The following is a 17,198-nucleotide window of genomic DNA, read 5'->3' on the forward strand; positions in this document are numbered from 1 at the left end:
AACTCGGCACCGGCCACGCAGCCTGCCAAGCCCCGCAAGAAGCGGCGGCTTGGCGGGTGCGCGTTGCTCGTCGGCATCCTGGTGCTGGTCGCGCTTGGCATGGGCGTGCTCCAGCTCTGGGGCGGGGCCGGGCCGGCGAAGCAGAATCTGACGGTGATGATCCCGGACGGGGCAAGCCTGTCGCGCGCCGCCACCGAACTGGAAAAGGCCGGCGCGATCGGCTCGGCGCGCCAGTTCCTCGTGCTCGCCAAGCTGCTGGGCAGCAAGGATGCGATCAAGGCGGGCGAATATCGCGTGCCGGCGCATCTCAGCCAGTCCGACATCCTCAAGATGATGCAGGGCGGCCGCACGCTCCAGCGTTTCGTCACGATCCCCGAGGGCACGCCGTCGATCCTGGTCTACGAGACTCTGATGAAGGCGCCGCAGCTCACCGGCGAGATTCAGGTGCCGGTCGAAGGCACCGTGCTGCCGGACAGCTATGCCTATAATCGCGGCGATACCCGCCAGTCGGTGCTCGATCGCATGCAGAAGGCGATGGCGAATTATCTGGCCAAGGCCTGGGAAGCGCGCAAGCCGGGCATCGCGGTGAACGATCCGCGCGACGCGCTGACGCTCGCCTCGATCGTCGAGAAGGAAACCGGCAAGCCCGAGGAACGCCGCACGGTAGCCGCGGTCTATTCGAACCGCCTGCGGCAGAACATGATGCTCCAGGCCGACCCGACCTTCATCTACCCGATCACCAAGGGCAAGCCGCTCGGTCGCCGTCCGCTCCTCTCCGAGGTGCACGCGAAGAACGCCTACAACACGTACGAGAAGACCGGCCTGCCGATCGGCCCGATCACCAATCCCGGCCGGGCGAGCATCGATGCCGTGCTCGATCCGGCGACATCCTCGGCGCTCTATTTCGTCGCCGACGGCACCGGCGGGCATGTGTTCGCCGACACGCTCGAGCAGCACAACGCCAATGTGCAGAAATGGTATGCCATCCGCCGCGCGCGCGGAGAGATGTAGGCTTCGCCCGCCCTCTGCTTGTTTCCCGAATCGCGGCGTGTAACATTGTTTCGTCATCGCCACGAAACCGGGGAATCGCCGCATGCATCGCCTTGTTCTGACCAGCCTTTTGCTCGCCACCGCCGCGCCGGCCCAGGCGCAGGAAAAGGCCGAGCAGCCGGCCGCCAAGGGGCAGGGCTATCGCGAGCAGATGAAGGCGGAGGTCGAGGCGGCATGGGCACGCCCGCCGGTGGAAGAAGCCAGCGCGGTCAGCCACGGCGCCGTGACGGTGGCGGGGCAGAGCATCGCCTATACCGCCACCGCCGGGACGCTCACCATCCGCGATGACGAGGGCAAGCCGACCGCATCCTATTTCTACACCGCCTATACCCGGGACGGGGTGGGGAAGGGGCCGCGCCCGGTCACCTTCTTCTACAATGGCGGCCCGGGCTCGCCGACGATCTGGCTGCACATGGGCAGCTTCGCGCCGGTGCGCGTGACGACGGCCAATCCCGAATATATCCGCCCCGCACCCTATGGCTTCGGCCCCAATCCCCATTCGCTGATCGACAAGACCGACATGGTGTTCGTCGACGCGATCGGCGCCGGCTGGTCCCGGCCGCTGGGCGACAAGACGGGCAAGGATTTCTGGGGCGTCGATCAGGACGCCGAAGGCTTTGCTCGCGCGATCCAGCGCTACACCAGCAAGTTCAACCGCTGGGCGTCGCCGAAATTCCTGTTCGGCGAAAGCTATGGCACGCTGCGCAACCCGGTGGTCGCCGCCAAGCTGGAGGCTGCCGGCCTCAGCCTGAACGGCATCGTCCAGTTCTCGACGATCATGAACTATGGCGTACGCCAGCCGGGCTACGACCAGAATTATCTCACCCTGTTCCCGACCATGGCGGCGACTGCCTGGTATCATGATCGGCTGCCGAACCGGCCGGCCGATCTGCGGGCCTTTCTCGACGAGGTACGGGCCTTCACCAGCGGTCCCTATGCCGTGGCGCTGGCCAAGGGATCGACGATCTCGCCCGAGGAAAAGGCGGCGGTCGCGGCGAAGATGAGCGCATATACCGGCATCGGCGAGGCCTATATCCTGCGCGCCGACCTGCGCCTCACCCTGCCGCGTTTCCAGACCGAGCTGCTGCGCGATCGCCGTCTGGCCGTGGGCCGGCTCGATTCGCGCTATTTGCTGAACGTAACCGATGCGAATGCGGACAGCCCCGAGGACGATCCCGCCTCGACTGCGGTGTCGGGCGCCTTTGTCGCGACGTTTCAGGACTATGCGACCCGGGTGCTCGGCTACAAGACCGACATGCCCTATCGCATGAGCGCGCGCGGCCCGGGTTTCGAATGGGACTGGAAGCATCGCGCCCCGGGCGACGGCACCCATCTGGCGCCCGACAGCGCCGTCGACCTTGCCTATACGATGCGCACCAATCCCTATCTCAAGGTGCTGTTCATCAACGGTTATTTCGATTTCGCCACGCCGTTCTACGGGGCGGAATTCGACGTCAACCACATGCTGCTGGACCAGCAGCTCCAGAAGAACATCCGCTTCACCTACTATCATGCCGGGCACATGGTGTATCTGAACCCGGACACGCTCCCCGAGATGCACCGCGATCTCGCGACCTGGTATGACGACGCGCTGCGTGCCGCGGCCTCGAGCAACCCGCCGGCCCGTCCGGAGGCGAAGGCCGGCAGGAACTGATCCCGCTTTCAGGCGAACCCTTCGCCTGGCTCCAGCCCCAGCTTCCCGTGATGGTGGATCGCGATCCCGTTCAGGAAGCTGTTGGCGATCATCCGGGCGCGTTCATGGACGTGCTCGGCTGCATTCCCGCCGCCAATCTCTGCCAGCGTCGCGGCGAACAGGTCGAGCCAGCGCGCGAACATCGGCTTGTCGAGCCCGGGAATCGCGAGGTGCAGCGGCATCGGCCGGCCGAGATATTCGCCGCTGCTGAACAGGATCGAGCGCCAGAAGCGCTTCATCTGATCGAGATGCGGCCCCCAATCCGCGATCCGCTCCGCGAAGATCGGGCCCAGCACCGGATCGGCCTGCACGCGCACATAGAATCGGTCGACCAACTCGGAGACGAAGGCATCGTCGATCCCCATCTCGGCAGCGGAGCGCCGCTTCTCTTCGCGGATCGCGATGGCATGGGGGGAGGGCGTGCCGGTCTTTTCCATGGCACCCATCTGGGGTGGATGCGCCAGGATGGAAATGGGACATTCGGTCCGGGCACCGAGGAGCTGCGACTTCGTATCGCCTTCCGATATAGTCGTCATCCCGGCTTTTGCCGGGATGACGACGGGTATCAGAGTCACCCCCGACGAAAGCCGGGGTTCCAGGCGATCAGCCCTTCAGCAAAGCCGCTTCGCGCGCCAGCGCCTCGACCTGCTCGTAGCTCGCGCCCTTCGGCGTGACCCAGGATCCGCCCACGCACAGGATCGGATCGAACGCCAGCCATTCCGGCGCGGTCGCGGCCGAGATCCCGCCGGTCGGGCAGAATTTGCACTGGTAGAAGGGCGCGGCGAGTGCCTTCAGCGCCTTCAGTCCGCCCGAAGTCTCGGCCGGGAAGAATTTGAAATGTTCCAGCCCCAGGTCGAGCCCGCGCATGATGTCGCCGGCATTGGCAACGCCAGGCAGATAGGGCACGCCGCTGCGGGTGATTGCGTCGCCCAGCCTGTCCGTCAGGCCCGGCGAGACGATGAACTCGGCATCCGCCTTCATCACCTGCTCGAACTGATCGGTATTCACGACCGTGCCCGCGCCGACGATCGCACCCTCGACCTGCTTCATCTCGGCGATCGCTTCCAGCGCCGCCCCGGTACGCAGCGTCACTTCGAGCACGCGCAGGCCACCCTTCACCAGTGCCTCCGCCAGCGGGCGGGCGGTAGCGGCGTCTTCGATCACGAGCACCGGGATCACCGGCGCGGTCTTCATGATGGCTTCGATATTCAAAGGGCATGCTCCTGCGCGAACGCCGCGGCGGCGCCGTACAGGCCCGGCTGCGGGTGCGTGATGAGCTTCACCGGAATGGAAGACATCAGCCCCTGGAACCGGCCCTTGGCGACGAACCGCTGGCCGAAGCCCGACTGCAACAGATGGTCCTTCAAGCGCAAGCCCAGACCGCCGGCGATCACGACGCCGCTGGGGCCATGGCACAGCGCCAGGTCCCCGGCGACCGCGCCCAGGCTCAGGCAGAAGCGATCGAGCGCCGCCACCGCCAGTTCGTCCTTGCCGTCCAGCGCCAGGCTCCAGATCGCCTTGTCGTCGAGCCGATGGACCGGCTTGCCCTCGAGCTCGGCCAGCGTTTCGTAGAGCGAGACGATCGCCGGCCCGGCCGCCACGCGTTCCTTGGAGACACGGGTATAGGTCTTGCGCAGCCGCTTCACGAGCGCGTCCTCGATCGGATCGAGCGGCGCGAAGTCGCTATGCCCGCCCTCGGTGGCGATCACGTCATATCCGGCCCGGTGGCGGAAGACCTGCGCCACGCCCAGTCCGGTGCCCGGGCCGCACACGGTGATCGAACCCTTGCCGGGCAGCGGTTCGTCGGGCCCGCACAGATGGAGGAAATGCTCCTCGCCCATCTGCGCGACGGCATGGCCGATCGCTTCGAAATCATTGACCACCGTCCAGGTATCGGCGCCCAGCCGCTCGGGGATGAGGGCGGGGCGGATGACCCAGGGATTGTTGGTCAGCTTGATGATGTCGCCGCCCACCGGCGATGCCACCGCCAGCGCCGCCGCCTTGGGCAATTCGCGGCCCAGCGCCTCGCCATAGGCCTGCCAGGCGAGTTGCAGGCTGGGATGCTCGGCGACTTTCTGCGTGACCGGCTCGCTGATCGAGACCACGCGACCCTCTGCCACTTCGGCAATGGCAAAGCGGGCGTGCGTGCCCCCGATATCGACCGCGACGACTTCCATTCGGGCTCCTGATCCTCTCTCGCGCCGTGGCCTGTCAACGTTGCCAGACCCGGCTGCGCCCTTCTTCCCCCGGGCGGCGCAGAAGTAAAGGGTAACCGTTCTCACGATGCCCCGGTCATCCCGGCGGAAGCCGGGATGGCGGTTGAACCTACAGCCCGGCTTCCGCCAGCATCGCCGAGGCGCCCCGTTCGGCCTCGTCGCAATGGTGGCGCAGCATCGCGAACAATTCGCGGCCGGTGCCGATCGCCGGAGGGGGCGTGGGAACGTGCGCGCGCGCATCCCATTCGGCGGCATCGACCAGGGCGTTCAGCTCGCCCGTCTCGGCGCAGAGCCGCACCACATCGCCGTCGCGCAGCTTGGCGATCGGCCCGCCGCCCAGTGCCTCGGGGCTGAGATGGATCGCGCACGGCACCTTGCCGCTGGCGCCCGACATGCGCCCGTCGGTTACCAGCGCGACCTTGAACCCGCGATTCTGGAGGACGCCCAGCGGCGGCGTGAGCTTGTGCAGCTCGGGCATGCCGTTGGCCTTGGGCCCCTGGAAGCGCACGACCACCACCACGTCGCGATCGAGCTCGCCGGCCTTGAATGCGGCCTGTACTTCGGCCTGGTCCTGGAACACGCGGCATGGCGCCTCGATCGTCCAGCGCTCGCGCTCGACGGCGGAGACCTTGATGCAGGCGCGGCCCAGATTGCCCTTGAGGATGCGGAAGCCGCCTTCGGGCGAGAAGGGCGCATCGGCGGTGCGCAGGATCGTGTCGTCGCCGCTCCGGGCGCCATGCTCGGTCCATACCAGCTGGTCGCCCGCCATTTCCGGTTTGCGGCCATAATCGGCCATGCCGCCCTTGCCGACGGTCAGCGTGTCGCCGTGCATCAGCCCGGCGTCCAGCAACTCGCGGATCACGAAGCTCGGCCCGCCCGCATCCTCGAAGCCGTTCACGTCCGCCGAGCCATTGGGGTAGACGCGCGCCAGCAACGGCACCACGCGCGAAAGCCGGTCGAAATCGTCCCAGTCGATCGTGATCCCGGCTGCCCGCGCGAACGCCGGCACATGGATCAGGTGGTTGGTCGAGCCGCCGGTGGCGAGCAGCACGATTGCCGCGTTCACGATCGCCTTCTCGTCGACGACATGGCCGATCGGGCGATAGTCGTCGCCGTTCCAGCCGATCTCGGCGAGCCGGTGGACGGCGGCACGGGTCAGCTCCTGGCGCAGCTTGGTGCCAGGGTTGGCGAAGGCCGCGCCCGGCATGTGCAGGCCCATCGCCTCCATCATCATCTGGTTGGAATTCGCGGTGCCGTAGAAGGTGCAGGTGCCCTTGGAGTGATAGGCCGCGATCTCGGCGTCGAGCAGTTCGTCGCGGCCGATCTTCCCTTCCGCGTACAGCTCGCGGATCTTGGCCTTTTCCTTGTTGGCGAGGCCCGATCGCATCGGTCCGCCTGGCACCAGCACCATCGGCAGATGGCCGAAGCGCAGCGCGCCCATCACCAGGCCGGGCACGATCTTGTCGCAGATGCCGAGCAGCGCCGCGCCCTCGAAAGTGCGGTGGGAAAGGGCAACCGCGGTGCTCAGCGCGATCGTGTCGCGGCTGAACAGCGAGAGCTCCATGCCCTGATAGCCCTGGGTCACCCCGTCGCACATCGCCGGCACGCCGCCGGCCACCTGCGCGGTGGCCCCGGCCTCGTGCGCCCAGACCTTCATCTGCTCGGGATAGCGGTAATAGACCGCGTGCGCCGAGAGCATGTCGTTATAGGCGGTGACGATGCCGATGTTCATCGAATGCCCGGCCTTTAGCTGGTCGCGCTGCTCGTCGGTGCCCGCATAGGCATGGGCGAGGTTGGCGCAGCCGAGCTTGGGCCGGTCGTTGCCCGATTCGCGCTCGGCATCGACCAGCGCGAGATAGGCGCGGCGGCGCGCCTTGGAGCGTTCGATGACGCGATCGGTGACGGCGGCGATTTCGGAATGCAGGGTCATGACTTGGCCTCGGATTACGCTGCCCAGTGGATATCGACGGGCAGCTCGACATCGGCGAGCACCCGGCCGACCGGATAGCTCGAAGAGGCGCCCTGTTCGATCGCCGCTTCCAGCACCTCCTTCTTGGCCTCGCCGACGATCGCGATCATCAGCGCGCGGGCGGAGACAATGGCGGCGCGCGACAGCGTCACCCGGGCGACGGGGGCTTCCGGGGGCAGGGGATCGGGCATCACGCCCAGCGCGCGGCGTTCCTTCGGGCCGTTCAGCGCCTCGTCGAAATCGGGGCCGGGGAAGATCGAGGCGCAATGCCCGTCGCCCCCCACGCCGAGCAGGCACAGGTCGAGCGGCCAGTGCACGTCCTGGAGCAGCGCATCCGCCGAGCGGCCCGCCGCCTTGTAGTCCGGCGCCTTGTCGCTCACCAGCGGGATGACCCGCGCGCCCTTGGGGATGAAGATCTTGCCGATCGCGGTGACGTTCGACAGCGGATCGCCCAGCGGCACGATGCGATCGTCGCCCGGGATGATCGTCACGCGCTTCCAGTCGATCTTGGCCTTGGCCAGCTTCTCGTAGATCGGCAGCGGCGTCCTGCCGCCCGCCAGCGCGATCACCGCGGCGCCGCGGGCGTCGATCGCGCTCTCGATGATGAAGCCGATATCGCCCGCGACGGCCTCGGCCATCTCGTCGGCATCGTCATAGTCCCACCATTCGATTTCGGTCGTCATGTTCGTTCCTTGTGTTCGGGTGGGTGTTCCTGGCGCAAGATCATCGTCGCACCGAACTGCTCGACGATTATCTCCCGCCAAATATCCCATCTTCGTCATCCCTGCCTGTGCAGGGAGAACGGCTAAGTTCGTGGCGCCGCCCCAGTGTAGCTCACTCGTTCCACGTCACCCCGTCGCGCTCGGTCAGCGCGATCGCGGCGCTCGGGCCCCAGCTCCCCGAGGCATAGGGCCTGGGCTTCACGCCGCCCGCCTTCCAGCCTTCGCGGATCGCGTCGATCCATTCCCACTGCGCCTCCACTTCGTCGCGGCGGACGAACAGCGTGGGATCGCCCTCGATCAGGTCGAGGAACAGCCGCTCATAGGCGATGCGGCGGCGCGTGCCCGCGAACTCGTGCTCGAGGCTCAGGTTCAGCGGCACTTCCTTCAGGCGGATACCCTCGCGGTCGAGCCCCGGCTGCTTCGCCATCACGCGCAGCTGGATATATTCCTCGGGCTGCAGGCGGATCACCAGGATGTTGGGTTGGAGCGCGCCCCCGCGATCCGCGAAGATCGAGTGCGGCACGGGCTTGAACTGGATCACGATCTCGCTGCGCCGTTCCGCCAGGCGCTTGCCGGTGCGCAGGTAGAAGGGAACGCCGTGCCAGCGCCAATTGTCGACATGCGCCTTGATCGCGACGAAGGTCTCGGTGTCCGAGGGCTTCTCCAGGTCGGTGTCGTAGGAACGGACGATCTCGCCCTTCACCGCGCCGCCGCCATATTGGCCGGTCACGGTCAGGTTCGGCACGTCGGCGCCCGCGACCGGGCGAAGCGAGCGCAGCACCTTCACCTTCTCGTCGCGGATCGAGGTGCCGTCGAAGCGGGCGGGGGGTTCCATCGCGATCAGCGCGAGGAGCTGGAGCATGTGGTTCTGCACCATGTCGCGCAGCGCGCCGACATCGTCATAATAGCCCGCGCGGCCTTCCAGGCCGACCGTCTCGGAGACGGTGATCTGGACGTGATCGATTCCCTGCGCATTCCACACCGGCTCGAACAGCGAATTGCCGAAGCGCAGCGCCAGGATGTTCTGCACCGTCTCCTTGCCGAGATAATGGTCGATCCGGAAGGTGCGGTCCTCCGGAAAGGCCTCGGCGACGATGTCGTTGACGATGCGGCTGGAGGCGAGGTCGACGCCCAGCGGCTTTTCCAGCCCGATGCGGACATTGGCACCGGTCAGCCCGGCGGATTCGAGCCCCTTGATCGTCGGGCCGAACAGCGAGGGCGCGGTCGACAGGAAGATGGCGAGCCCGTTCGAGATGTCGCCCAGCTTCTCGGCCAGCGCAGCGAAGCCTTCGGTCTTCGAGGCGTCGAGCCGCTGGTAGAAGAGGCGCTCGAGAAAGCTTCCGACAGCGCTGTCATCCTTCCTGTCGGCCGGCACGAAATGATCGAGCGCCTCGCGGGCGAATGCGCGGAAGCCGGCATCGTCATAGTCCGAACGTGCGGTGCCGGTGATGGTCAGCCCTTCGGGCAGCAATCCGTCGGCGTGAAGACCATAGAGGGAGGGGAGCAGCATCCGCTGGGAAAGGTCGCCGGTGGCACCGAACAAAAGCAATTTGCCCGCGGGCTGTCGCATGGATCGCCTCTCTGTCGTCGTTTCGAGCCCGCGAGACACCAAAGGGGCGCAAAGATCAAGGCCGGTGGCAATGGTTACCAGGGGAAACCGGTGACAGCCGGCGCGCGGAGCGGTGCAAACCATGTTCGCGCAACGTCGCGGCGGCGCGATGAGAAGAAGGAAGAGAATGGTCCACGCGGAGGCGCGGAGGCGCGGAGATTTGCGTTCGCGACTTGCGCCCGTGCCGCGTCAGCGGCAGCACTCGTGCAAGTGTCGTGGTGGAGGGTACCGCTGCGCGGCGGGAGACAGCCTCCGCGTCTCCGCGCCTCCGCGTGCACAGAACTTCCTCTTCATCGCGCGCGAACAAGAAGGCCGGGCATCGCGCCCGGCCTCCCAATTGCTTCGCGCCGTCGCGCGCAGGCCTAGAGCACCAGCCCCGCGGTCTGCTCGAACCCCGCCATGATGTTGAGATTCTGTACCGCGGCGCCCGCTGCGCCCTTGCCCAGATTATCGAGCGTCGCCACCAGCCGGGCCTGGCCGGTTTCGGGATTGCCGAAGACCCGCAGCGAAAGCCGGTCGGTCCCCGCATCTTCCTCGATCCGTACCGTCGCCACATCGCCGGGCAACACGCGCACGATCGGCGAATCCTTGTACGCCTCGCGCAGCGCGTTCTCGATGGCGTCCAGCGACGGCCGGCGCGTGAACGCCTGGAGGGGCAGGGGGACTTCGACGAGCATGCCGCGATAGGTCCGCGCCACTGCCGGCTGGAAGATCGGCGGGTGCACGATTCGGGCGTGCTTGGTCATCTCGGGCACGTGCTTGTGCGCGAGGTTGAGGCCATAGTTGCGGAACGCGGTGTCGGTATGGTCCGGCGCGCCCGCATCCTCGAACTCGGCGATCATCGACTTGCCGCCGCCCGAATAGCCCGAGACTGCGTTGACGGTCAGCGGATGGTCGTGCGGGACCAGGCCGGCACGGATCAGCGGGCGGACCAGCGCGAGGAAGCCGGTGGGGTAGCAACCGGGATTGGAGACGCGTGCCGCCTCGGCGATCTGGGCCGCCTGGCCGGGCTCCAGTTCGGGAAAGCCATAGGACCAGCCATCGGCGACGCGGTGCGCGCTCGAGGCGTCGATCACGCGGACCTTGGCGGCCTTGATCATCTCCACCGCATCGCGCGCGGCATCGTCGGGCAGGCAGAGGATCACGAAGTCCGCCGAATTGAGCGCATCCTCGCGCTTCGCGGCGTCCTTGCGGTCCTTGTCGCTCAGGATGATCTGCTCGATCCCGTCGCGGCCGTCCAGCCGCTCGCGAATCTCCAGGCCCGTGGTGCCCACGGCGCCGTCGATGAAGACGCGAATCGTCATGCTGCCGGGCGCTCCAGCATCGCGGCGGGCACATAGCCGACCAGCTTGTGCCCGGGCGCGACGCCCCAGGCATGGTCGCCGGCGAATTCGAGCACTTCGAACGAATCCCCCGCCGAGAGCTGGGCGAGAGTCTCCGAATCGGGCTTGGGGCCGGCATGGAGCGATATGGACGTGGTGATGATGCGGGGCATAGGCGCCGCATAATGGGGTGCGAAAACCCGATCCGCCAGACGTACGTCTGCCAGGTCACGACGAACGGCATCGACCCTGGGATCGATGGGAACCGAACGGCCCTTCAGCGAGAAACGCTTACGCGCTGGCCCTGCGGGCGACTGGCTCGATGTGCTGGCCAGTGAGGAAATGCCCGAATTCTGCAAGAAACTCTGCCCCTTCCGCGGTCTTTGCGACGAAGATGTTCCGCTTGTCGGTATCGTCGCGTTGACGGCGCAGATAGCCGAGCGTGCCTAGACGATTCAAGGCACGCGTGACGACGGGCTTCGAGACGTTCAAAGCCCGGGCCAATCCGCGCACGGTATGGGGGCCGGGATCGAGATAGACGAGCATCAGCAGCGCCATTTGCCGATTGGTCAGGTCCGGTTCGCCCGATCGCACATAGTCGACGAGCGTGTTCTTCCAGGAAGAAAGCGAGCTGTCGGTCATTGCGTTCACGGCATCTACTCTAGTTGTAACGCCCCCGGTACGCCGGGGCCGAAGCTCATAACGCGCGTGAACCGATCCGGTTTCAGTCCGGATGCGAAATGTTACAGCTTTGTTGGGCGCGTGCGGCGAGAAGGGGCCTGCCAACGGTTGATCGGAGCGGGCGGCTCCCCTATGTGCCGCCTTTCTTCAAGAGGTCCGCGCATTTCATGTTCACCTTCCTGCTCATCGTCCAGGCCTTCATCGCCGCGGGTCTCGTCGGCGTGATCCTCCTGCAGAAGTCGGAGGGCGGCGGCCTCACCTCGAGCGGCAGCCCCTCGGGCCTGATGTCGGCGCGCAGCGCGGCGGACTTCCTGACGCGCACCACCGCGATCCTCGCCACGGCGTTCATCGCCATGTCGATCCTGCTGGCCTTCCTGGCCGCGAATCGCCACGGCGCGACGATCGACGCCTCGCTCCAGCGTACCGCGCCGGCCGCGGCGCCGCAGGCGCTGCCGACCACGGCGCCTCCGGGCGGCGCGGCGCCCTTCGCTCCGGGCAACTCGACCGCGCCGGCGGCTCCGGCCGGGCAGGGCAACAGCGCGGTTCCGCTGGCCCAATAAGCTTCGCCGGCCCCGGCGCGTCCGGGGCCTGTCCACAAAAAATCTGCGCACCGGCGTGAGTCGCACGCTTGCCGGTGCGCGCCCATTCACGTTAGGCGTTTTCTCCCATGGCGCGGTATATCTTCATCACCGGCGGCGTGGTCTCCTCGCTAGGCAAGGGTCTCATGGCGGCGAGCCTCGCGGCGCTGCTGCAGGCGCGTGGCTATCGGGTCCGCATCCGCAAGTTCGATCCCTATCTCAACGTCGATCCCGGCACGATGTCGCCCCACCAGCATGGTGAGGTGTACGTGACCGATGACGGCGCCGAGACCGATCTCGACCTCGGCCATTACGAGCGTTTCACCGGCGTCGCCTCGCGCCAGTCGGACAACATCACCTCGGGCCGGATCTACAAGACGATCATCGAGCGGGAGCGCCGCGGCGACTATCTCGGCGCCACCGTCCAGGTGATCCCGCACGTCACCGACGCGATCAAGGCCTTCGCCCAGGAAGACACCGAGGATCTGGATTTCGTCCTGTGCGAGATCGGCGGCACGGTGGGCGACATCGAGTCGCTGCCCTTCGTCGAGGCGATTCGCCAGCTGCGCAACGATCTCGGCCGCAACCAGTCGGTCAGCGTCCACCTGACGCTGGTGCCATATATTGCCGCCGCCGGCGAGCTGAAGACCAAGCCGACCCAGCACAGCGTGCGCGAGCTGGCTTCGCTCGGCGTCCATGCCGACGTCATCGTCTGCCGCAGCGAGAAGCCGCTGCCGGCGAGCGACCGCGCCAAGATCGCGCTGTTCTGCAACGTGCCCGCCTCGTCGGTCATCCCCGCGCTCGACGCGAAGACGATCTACGGCGTGCCGCTCCAATATCATGCCGAGGGGCTCGACGTCGAAGTGCTCAAGGCCTTCGGCATCGACGTCGCCGGTTCGCCGGACCTCGGCCGCTGGGAGGAGATCGTCGACCGCGTGCTCAATCCCGAGGGCGAAGTCACGATCGGCGTGGTGGGCAAGTATATGGGCGTGCCCGACGCCTACAAGTCGCTCACCGAGGCGCTCACCCATGGCGGCATCGCCAACCGGGTGAAGGTCAACATCCGCTGGCTCGACGCCGAATTGTTCGAGCATGACAATGAGGAAGAGATCACCGCGGCGCTCGAGCCGCTGCACGGCATCCTCGTCCCCGGCGGCTTTGGCGAGCGCGGCAGCGAGGGCAAGATCGCCGGGGTCCGCTTCGCGCGCGAGCGCAACGTGCCGTTCTTCGGCATCTGCCTGGGCATGCAGATGGCCTGTATCGAAGGCGCCCGTGCCGGCGGCGTCGCCGACGCTTCCACCACCGAGTTCGGCCCGACCGAGCAGCCCGTGGTCGGCATGATCACCGAGTGGATGACCACGGAGGGCCTGCAGAAGCGCGAGGAGGGCGGCGATCTGGGCGGCACGATGCGCCTGGGCGCCTATCCCGCGAAGCTCGGCGGCAATTCGGTGGTCGCCTCGATCTACGGAGCGGAGGAGATCAGCGAGCGCCACCGCCACCGTTACGAAGTCAACACCGCCTATAAGCCCGTGCTCGAGCGCGGCGGGCTGGTCTTCTCCGGCATGTCGCCGGACGGCTCGCTCCCCGAGATCGTCGAGCGGCCGGACCATCCCTGGTTCGTCGGCGTGCAGTTCCACCCGGAACTCAAGTCCAAGCCCTTCGATCCGCATCCCCTGTTCGCCAGCTTCATCCAGGCCGCGGTGCGGCAGAGCCGGCTGGTCTGATCCCGATCGGACCGAAATGCGAAAGGCCGGGCCTGGTGCCCGGCCTTCCTGTTCGCGCAACGACGCCACGAAGAAATGGGCAGCGGGGTTCGCTTCCCCTTCGCGTCCCGGCATAGTCCGCGCGAACCGACATTGCCCGTCGCCGACCCGCCAGGCTAACAGCGGAAGCAGGGGGCACGCCGCATGTCGGATTTCGAGTTCATCTTCGCACTGTTCGGCTTGTTGCTCGGGCTTTCGCTTGCCGAGGTGCTGGGCGGCCTGGCCCGGGCGATCGAGGCGCGTCTTCGCCTCGGCTCGGCCATCCGCATCGGCTGGCTGACTCCGCTGCTCGGCGCCTTCGTGATGCTCGACCTGCTGTCCTTCTGGCAGGCGGCCTGGACGGTGCGCGACGTCGTCGGCGTATCGGGCAAGTCGCTGATGGCGATCACTCTCTTCGCCAGCGCCTATTATCTGGCGGCCCATCTCGTCTTCCCGCGCGCCATCGAGGGCCAGCCCGATTTCGACGCGCATTTCTTCCGCGTCCGCCGCATCGTCATCGGCGTGATGTTCGGCCTGCTGCTCTGCCAGCTCGCCTGGTATGCCAACCTCCCGGCGCTCGCGCCGCACCTGCTGCGCCCGCTGTCGCTCGGCCTCACCGCGGTCCTCGCGCTGCTGATGGCCGGCGCGATGTTCGTCCGCGGCGCGCGCGGGGCGCGGCTGGTGATGCTGGCCCTCGTCGCGCGCTACATCCTCATCTACCTGCTCTAGCTTCGCGGCGCCGGGACCATGGGAGCTCGGATGCCCTGTTCCCCGAAACCGGCACTCCGTGTCGAAACCCCCTCCAAATCCGGGTCCGCATCGACTAGCGAACGGCGCATGCGTATCCTGTTCGCCGTCCTCGCCCCGTTCCTCATCGCCACCGCCGCGCCGCAAGAGCCTGCCACGGTCCGCGTCCGCATCGTCACTTCGGCCGGCAACATCACGCTTGCGCTCGATGCGAAGCGCGCGCCGAAGACCGTCGCCAACTTCATGGCCTATGTCGACGATGGCCGGCTCGACGGCACGCAATTCTATCGTTCGGCCCGGCGGAAGGGCGCGCCCGGCCAGGGCTTCGTCCAGGGCGGCATCGGCACCGATGCGCGCCGCATGCTGCCCTCCGTCCTGCTGGAGCCGACCAGCCAGACCGGCATTCGGCACCTCGATGCCACGGTCTCGATGGCGCACGGCCCCAATCCCGATGGCGCCAATTGCAACTTCTCGATCATGGTCGGGCCGAACCCCGGCCTCGATGCGCGCGGAGCCTATCGCGGCTTCGCGGCGTTCGGGAAGGTGATCTCCGGCATGGAGGTGGTGAAGCGCATCCTCGCACTCCCCACCGGCGGCGGCCGCGATGCGATGAAGGACCAGATGATCCTCCAGCCGGTCAGGATCCTTCGCGTCGAGCGGCTGGACGGTGCCGCCCGGCCGACGGGCTATGCCAAGCCCTGGTTGATCGGGCCCGCATCGCGGTAGTTTCCCGTTCCGGGGAAGTCCGGGCTCGCGCCTGGACACAAATCGGAAAAATATATTCCCCCAATTCGGTTCGATCGGCCCGGCCCTCTCCTATGACAAGGATTGGGATAGATCGAAACGCCCTCCGCTCGCAGGCTTCTCGCGTCTGGCCCGAAAATAGTTTCGGATGCCGGCCCCCCGGTCCGGCAGGGAGGGAATTGATGAATATTCAGGATATGCCGATACCGCGTAAGCTCGCGGCGGCCTTCGTCGCGCTCGTCTGCATCTTCGCCGGTATCGGCTGGTTGCTCTTCTCGAGCCTGCAGACGGTCGGAACCGCCTCCGAAGACAAGGAGCGCGCATTCGACGTCACGGCCAGCTCCGACCAGATCATGATGCAGATCCTCGAGGGGCAGAGTGCGGTGCGTGCCTATGTCATTCTTCGGAATCCGGATTTCCTGGCCACCTATCAGGATTCCCGCAAGAAGATCGGCGCGGCTGCCGAGGCCTTCCGGAGCCAGACCAAGGTGCCCGAGCAGCGGGCGCGGCTCGACAAGCTGGTGAACGCCGTCCAGGAGCTCGACGGCAAGCTCGATCACATGATCACGCTTGCCCGGAACCCCGCGACCCAGGCGGAGGCGCAGCAGCTGGCCGGCGTCAAGCAACTCGGCGCGATCCGCGAGATCATGGGTGAGATCGACCGGGGTCAGCACGAACGCGTGGCCTCGACCAAGAAGGTGGAAGCCGATGCACGCGCCGGAGCGGTCGCCGCGCTCACCTTCGGCGGCGCATTCGGCATCGCCATTGCGGTGCTGCTCGGCTGGCTGCTCACCACGATGATCGCGCGGCCGATCAAGGGAATGACTTCGCTGATGGGCCGTCTGGCCGGGGGCGAGAACACGATCGAGGTGCCGGGCACCGAGCGCAAGGACGAAGTGGGCGGCATGGCCAAGGCGGTGCTGGTCTTCCGCGACGCCGCGGTCGCGAAGGAAAAGGCCGATGCGGCGAAGCTGGTCGCCGAGGCCGAGCAGCGGCATGTCGTCACCGAGCTCACCACGGGGCTGGACAATCTGGCGAAGGGCGATCTCACCACGGAGATCTCGAGCGACTTCGCGCCCGAATACGGCGCGCTCAAGACCAACTTCAACTCGGCGCTCGCTGCGCTGCGCACCCTGATCGGCTCGGTCGTCGAGGGGGCGGCGAGCATCCGCACCGGCTCGGGCGAAATCGCCCAGGCCTCGGAGGATCTGGCCCGCCGCACCGAAAGCAACGCGGCGTCGCTCGAGGAGACTTCGGCTGCGATCAGCCAGATGGACGACCGCCTCAAGGCGACGGCCAAGGCGGCGGGCAGCACGCTCTCGCGCGCCAATCAGGCGATCGCGACGGTCGGCGACGGCCGTTCGGTCGCCGACGATGCCGTCCAGGCGATGACGCGCGTGTCGGAAAGCGCCAAGGGCATCGATTCGGTGATCGAGGGACTCGACAAGATCGCCTTCCAGACGCGGGTGCTCGCGATGAACGCAGCAGTGGAAGCGGGCCGCGCGGGAGAGGCGGGCCGCGGTTTCGCGGTGGTTGCCGACCTCGTCTCGGCGCTCGCGATGCGCGCCGAGGAGGAAGCCGGCCGCGCCCGCGACCAGCTGACCGCGACCCAGGCGGACATCGTCGATGCCGTGGCGATGGTCCAGAAGGTGGACGGCGCGCTGGTCGCCATTTCGGGCGATGTCGACGAAGTGCATGATCTGCTCGCCAACATCGCGGCCGACAACGAGGCGCAGTCCTCGGCGGTCACCCAGATCGCCGTGGCGATCGGCACGATGGACCAGGCGACCCAGCAGAACGCCGCAATGGTGGAGGAAACTTCGGCCGCCTCGCGTAACCTGAGCTCGGAAGTCCAGCTTCTCTCGGAACAGGCTTCGGCGTTCAACATCGGCGCGGGCCAGGCGCCGCCACGTCGGCCGGCGCCCGCCGCGAGCGGCATTCGCGAAAAGGTCGCGCCCGGCTATGTGTCGCCGGTCAAGCCGCTGCCGGCTGCCGCCGTCTCCGCGCTCACTCGCGCCGACGACTGGGCTTCCTTCTGACAATTCAGATAAGAAAATCGATTTTAAATTTGAAAGGAAACGTGCGACGCGCTATATTGCAAGTGCGAGCATTGAAGAGGGGAGGG

The 17,198-nt window shown here is 67.0% G+C and carries 16 protein-coding genes; 7 read left to right on the forward strand and 9 right to left on the reverse strand.

Annotated elements, in window-relative coordinates:
• Positions 1-99: 99 nt before the first annotated feature.
• The gene (gene mltG, locus BGP17_RS18355) at positions 100-1,011 is read left to right on the forward strand and encodes an endolytic transglycosylase MltG (protein WP_167299395.1); all 912 of its coding nucleotides are present in this window, start codon (positions 100-102) and stop codon (positions 1,009-1,011) included.
• An 82-nt stretch (positions 1,012-1,093) separates the two neighbouring features.
• Positions 1,094-2,704, forward strand: a complete 1,611-nt coding sequence (locus tag BGP17_RS18360) for a S10 family peptidase (RefSeq protein WP_286713054.1) — start codon at positions 1,094-1,096, stop codon at positions 2,702-2,704.
• Between the two features lie 8 nt (positions 2,705-2,712).
• Here BGP17_RS18360 and BGP17_RS18365 read toward each other — a convergent pair whose 3' ends face one another.
• The 9 genes from BGP17_RS18365 to BGP17_RS18405 all read right to left on the reverse strand — a co-directional run bounded on the left by BGP17_RS18365 (position 2,713) and on the right by BGP17_RS18405 (position 11,223).
• Complete coding sequence (locus BGP17_RS18365; protein ID WP_286713055.1) at positions 2,713-3,180, reverse strand: group III truncated hemoglobin; 468 nt, start codon at positions 3,178-3,180, stop codon at positions 2,713-2,715.
• 166 nt (positions 3,181-3,346) lie between these two features.
• A complete protein-coding gene (gene eda / locus BGP17_RS18370) occupies positions 3,347-3,937 on the reverse strand; it encodes a bifunctional 4-hydroxy-2-oxoglutarate aldolase/2-dehydro-3-deoxy-phosphogluconate aldolase (RefSeq protein WP_167299399.1) in 591 nt (196 codons plus the stop codon).
• 14 nt (positions 3,938-3,951) lie between these two features.
• On the reverse strand, positions 3,952-4,920 hold the full coding sequence (gene glk, locus BGP17_RS18375) for a glucokinase (RefSeq protein ID WP_167298714.1): 969 nt from the start codon (positions 4,918-4,920) through the stop codon (positions 3,952-3,954).
• A 148-nt stretch (positions 4,921-5,068) separates the two neighbouring features.
• On the reverse strand, positions 5,069-6,889 hold the full coding sequence (gene edd, locus BGP17_RS18380; RefSeq protein ID WP_167298715.1) for a phosphogluconate dehydratase: 1,821 nt from the start codon (positions 6,887-6,889) through the stop codon (positions 5,069-5,071).
• 14 nt (positions 6,890-6,903) lie between these two features.
• Positions 6,904-7,611 carry a 6-phosphogluconolactonase gene (gene pgl / locus BGP17_RS18385; protein WP_167298716.1) on the reverse strand — a complete coding sequence of 236 codons (708 nt, stop codon included), beginning with the start codon at positions 7,609-7,611 and terminating at the stop codon, positions 6,904-6,906.
• Positions 7,612-7,762: 151 nt separating this feature from the next.
• On the reverse strand, positions 7,763-9,220 hold the full coding sequence (zwf, locus tag BGP17_RS18390) for a glucose-6-phosphate dehydrogenase (protein WP_286713056.1): 1,458 nt from the start codon (positions 9,218-9,220) through the stop codon (positions 7,763-7,765).
• A gap of 401 nt (positions 9,221-9,621) precedes the next feature.
• Entirely contained in the window at positions 9,622-10,563 is a 942-nt protein-coding gene (gene argC / locus BGP17_RS18395) for an N-acetyl-gamma-glutamyl-phosphate reductase (RefSeq protein WP_167298718.1), read from the reverse strand.
• On the reverse strand, positions 10,560-10,754 hold the full coding sequence (locus BGP17_RS18400) for an SH3 domain-containing protein (RefSeq protein WP_256924138.1): 195 nt from the start codon (positions 10,752-10,754) through the stop codon (positions 10,560-10,562). The genes argC and BGP17_RS18400 overlap by 4 nt, the downstream gene beginning before the upstream one ends.
• A gap of 118 nt (positions 10,755-10,872) precedes the next feature.
• Positions 10,873-11,223 carry a MarR family transcriptional regulator gene (locus tag BGP17_RS18405; RefSeq protein WP_086129485.1) on the reverse strand — a complete coding sequence of 117 codons (351 nt, stop codon included), beginning with the start codon at positions 11,221-11,223 and terminating at the stop codon, positions 10,873-10,875.
• A 206-nt stretch (positions 11,224-11,429) separates the two neighbouring features.
• On the opposite strand from BGP17_RS18405, the gene secG reads away from it, so the two are divergent.
• From secG to BGP17_RS18430, 5 genes are all read left to right on the forward strand, one after another.
• A complete protein-coding gene (gene secG, locus BGP17_RS18410; protein WP_286713057.1) occupies positions 11,430-11,822 on the forward strand; it encodes a preprotein translocase subunit SecG in 393 nt (130 codons plus the stop codon).
• A 107-nt stretch (positions 11,823-11,929) separates the two neighbouring features.
• Entirely contained in the window at positions 11,930-13,564 is a 1,635-nt protein-coding gene (gene pyrG / locus BGP17_RS18415; RefSeq protein WP_086129487.1) for a CTP synthase, read from the forward strand.
• Positions 13,565-13,747: 183 nt separating this feature from the next.
• The gene (locus BGP17_RS18420; RefSeq protein ID WP_286713059.1) at positions 13,748-14,311 is read left to right on the forward strand and encodes a hypothetical protein; all 564 of its coding nucleotides are present in this window, start codon (positions 13,748-13,750) and stop codon (positions 14,309-14,311) included.
• A 108-nt stretch (positions 14,312-14,419) separates the two neighbouring features.
• A complete protein-coding gene (locus tag BGP17_RS18425) occupies positions 14,420-15,055 on the forward strand; it encodes a peptidylprolyl isomerase (protein WP_286713061.1) in 636 nt (211 codons plus the stop codon).
• 200 nt (positions 15,056-15,255) lie between these two features.
• Positions 15,256-17,112 (forward strand): methyl-accepting chemotaxis protein, encoded by a 1,857-nt coding sequence (locus BGP17_RS18430; RefSeq protein ID WP_167298722.1) that lies wholly within the window; start codon positions 15,256-15,258, stop codon positions 17,110-17,112.
• Positions 17,113-17,198 lie beyond the last annotated feature (86 nt).

The organism is Sphingomonas sp. 67-41 (genome assembly GCF_001899725.1).
In the GTDB taxonomy this organism is placed as follows: domain Bacteria; phylum Pseudomonadota; class Alphaproteobacteria; order Sphingomonadales; family Sphingomonadaceae; genus Sphingomonas; species Sphingomonas leidyi.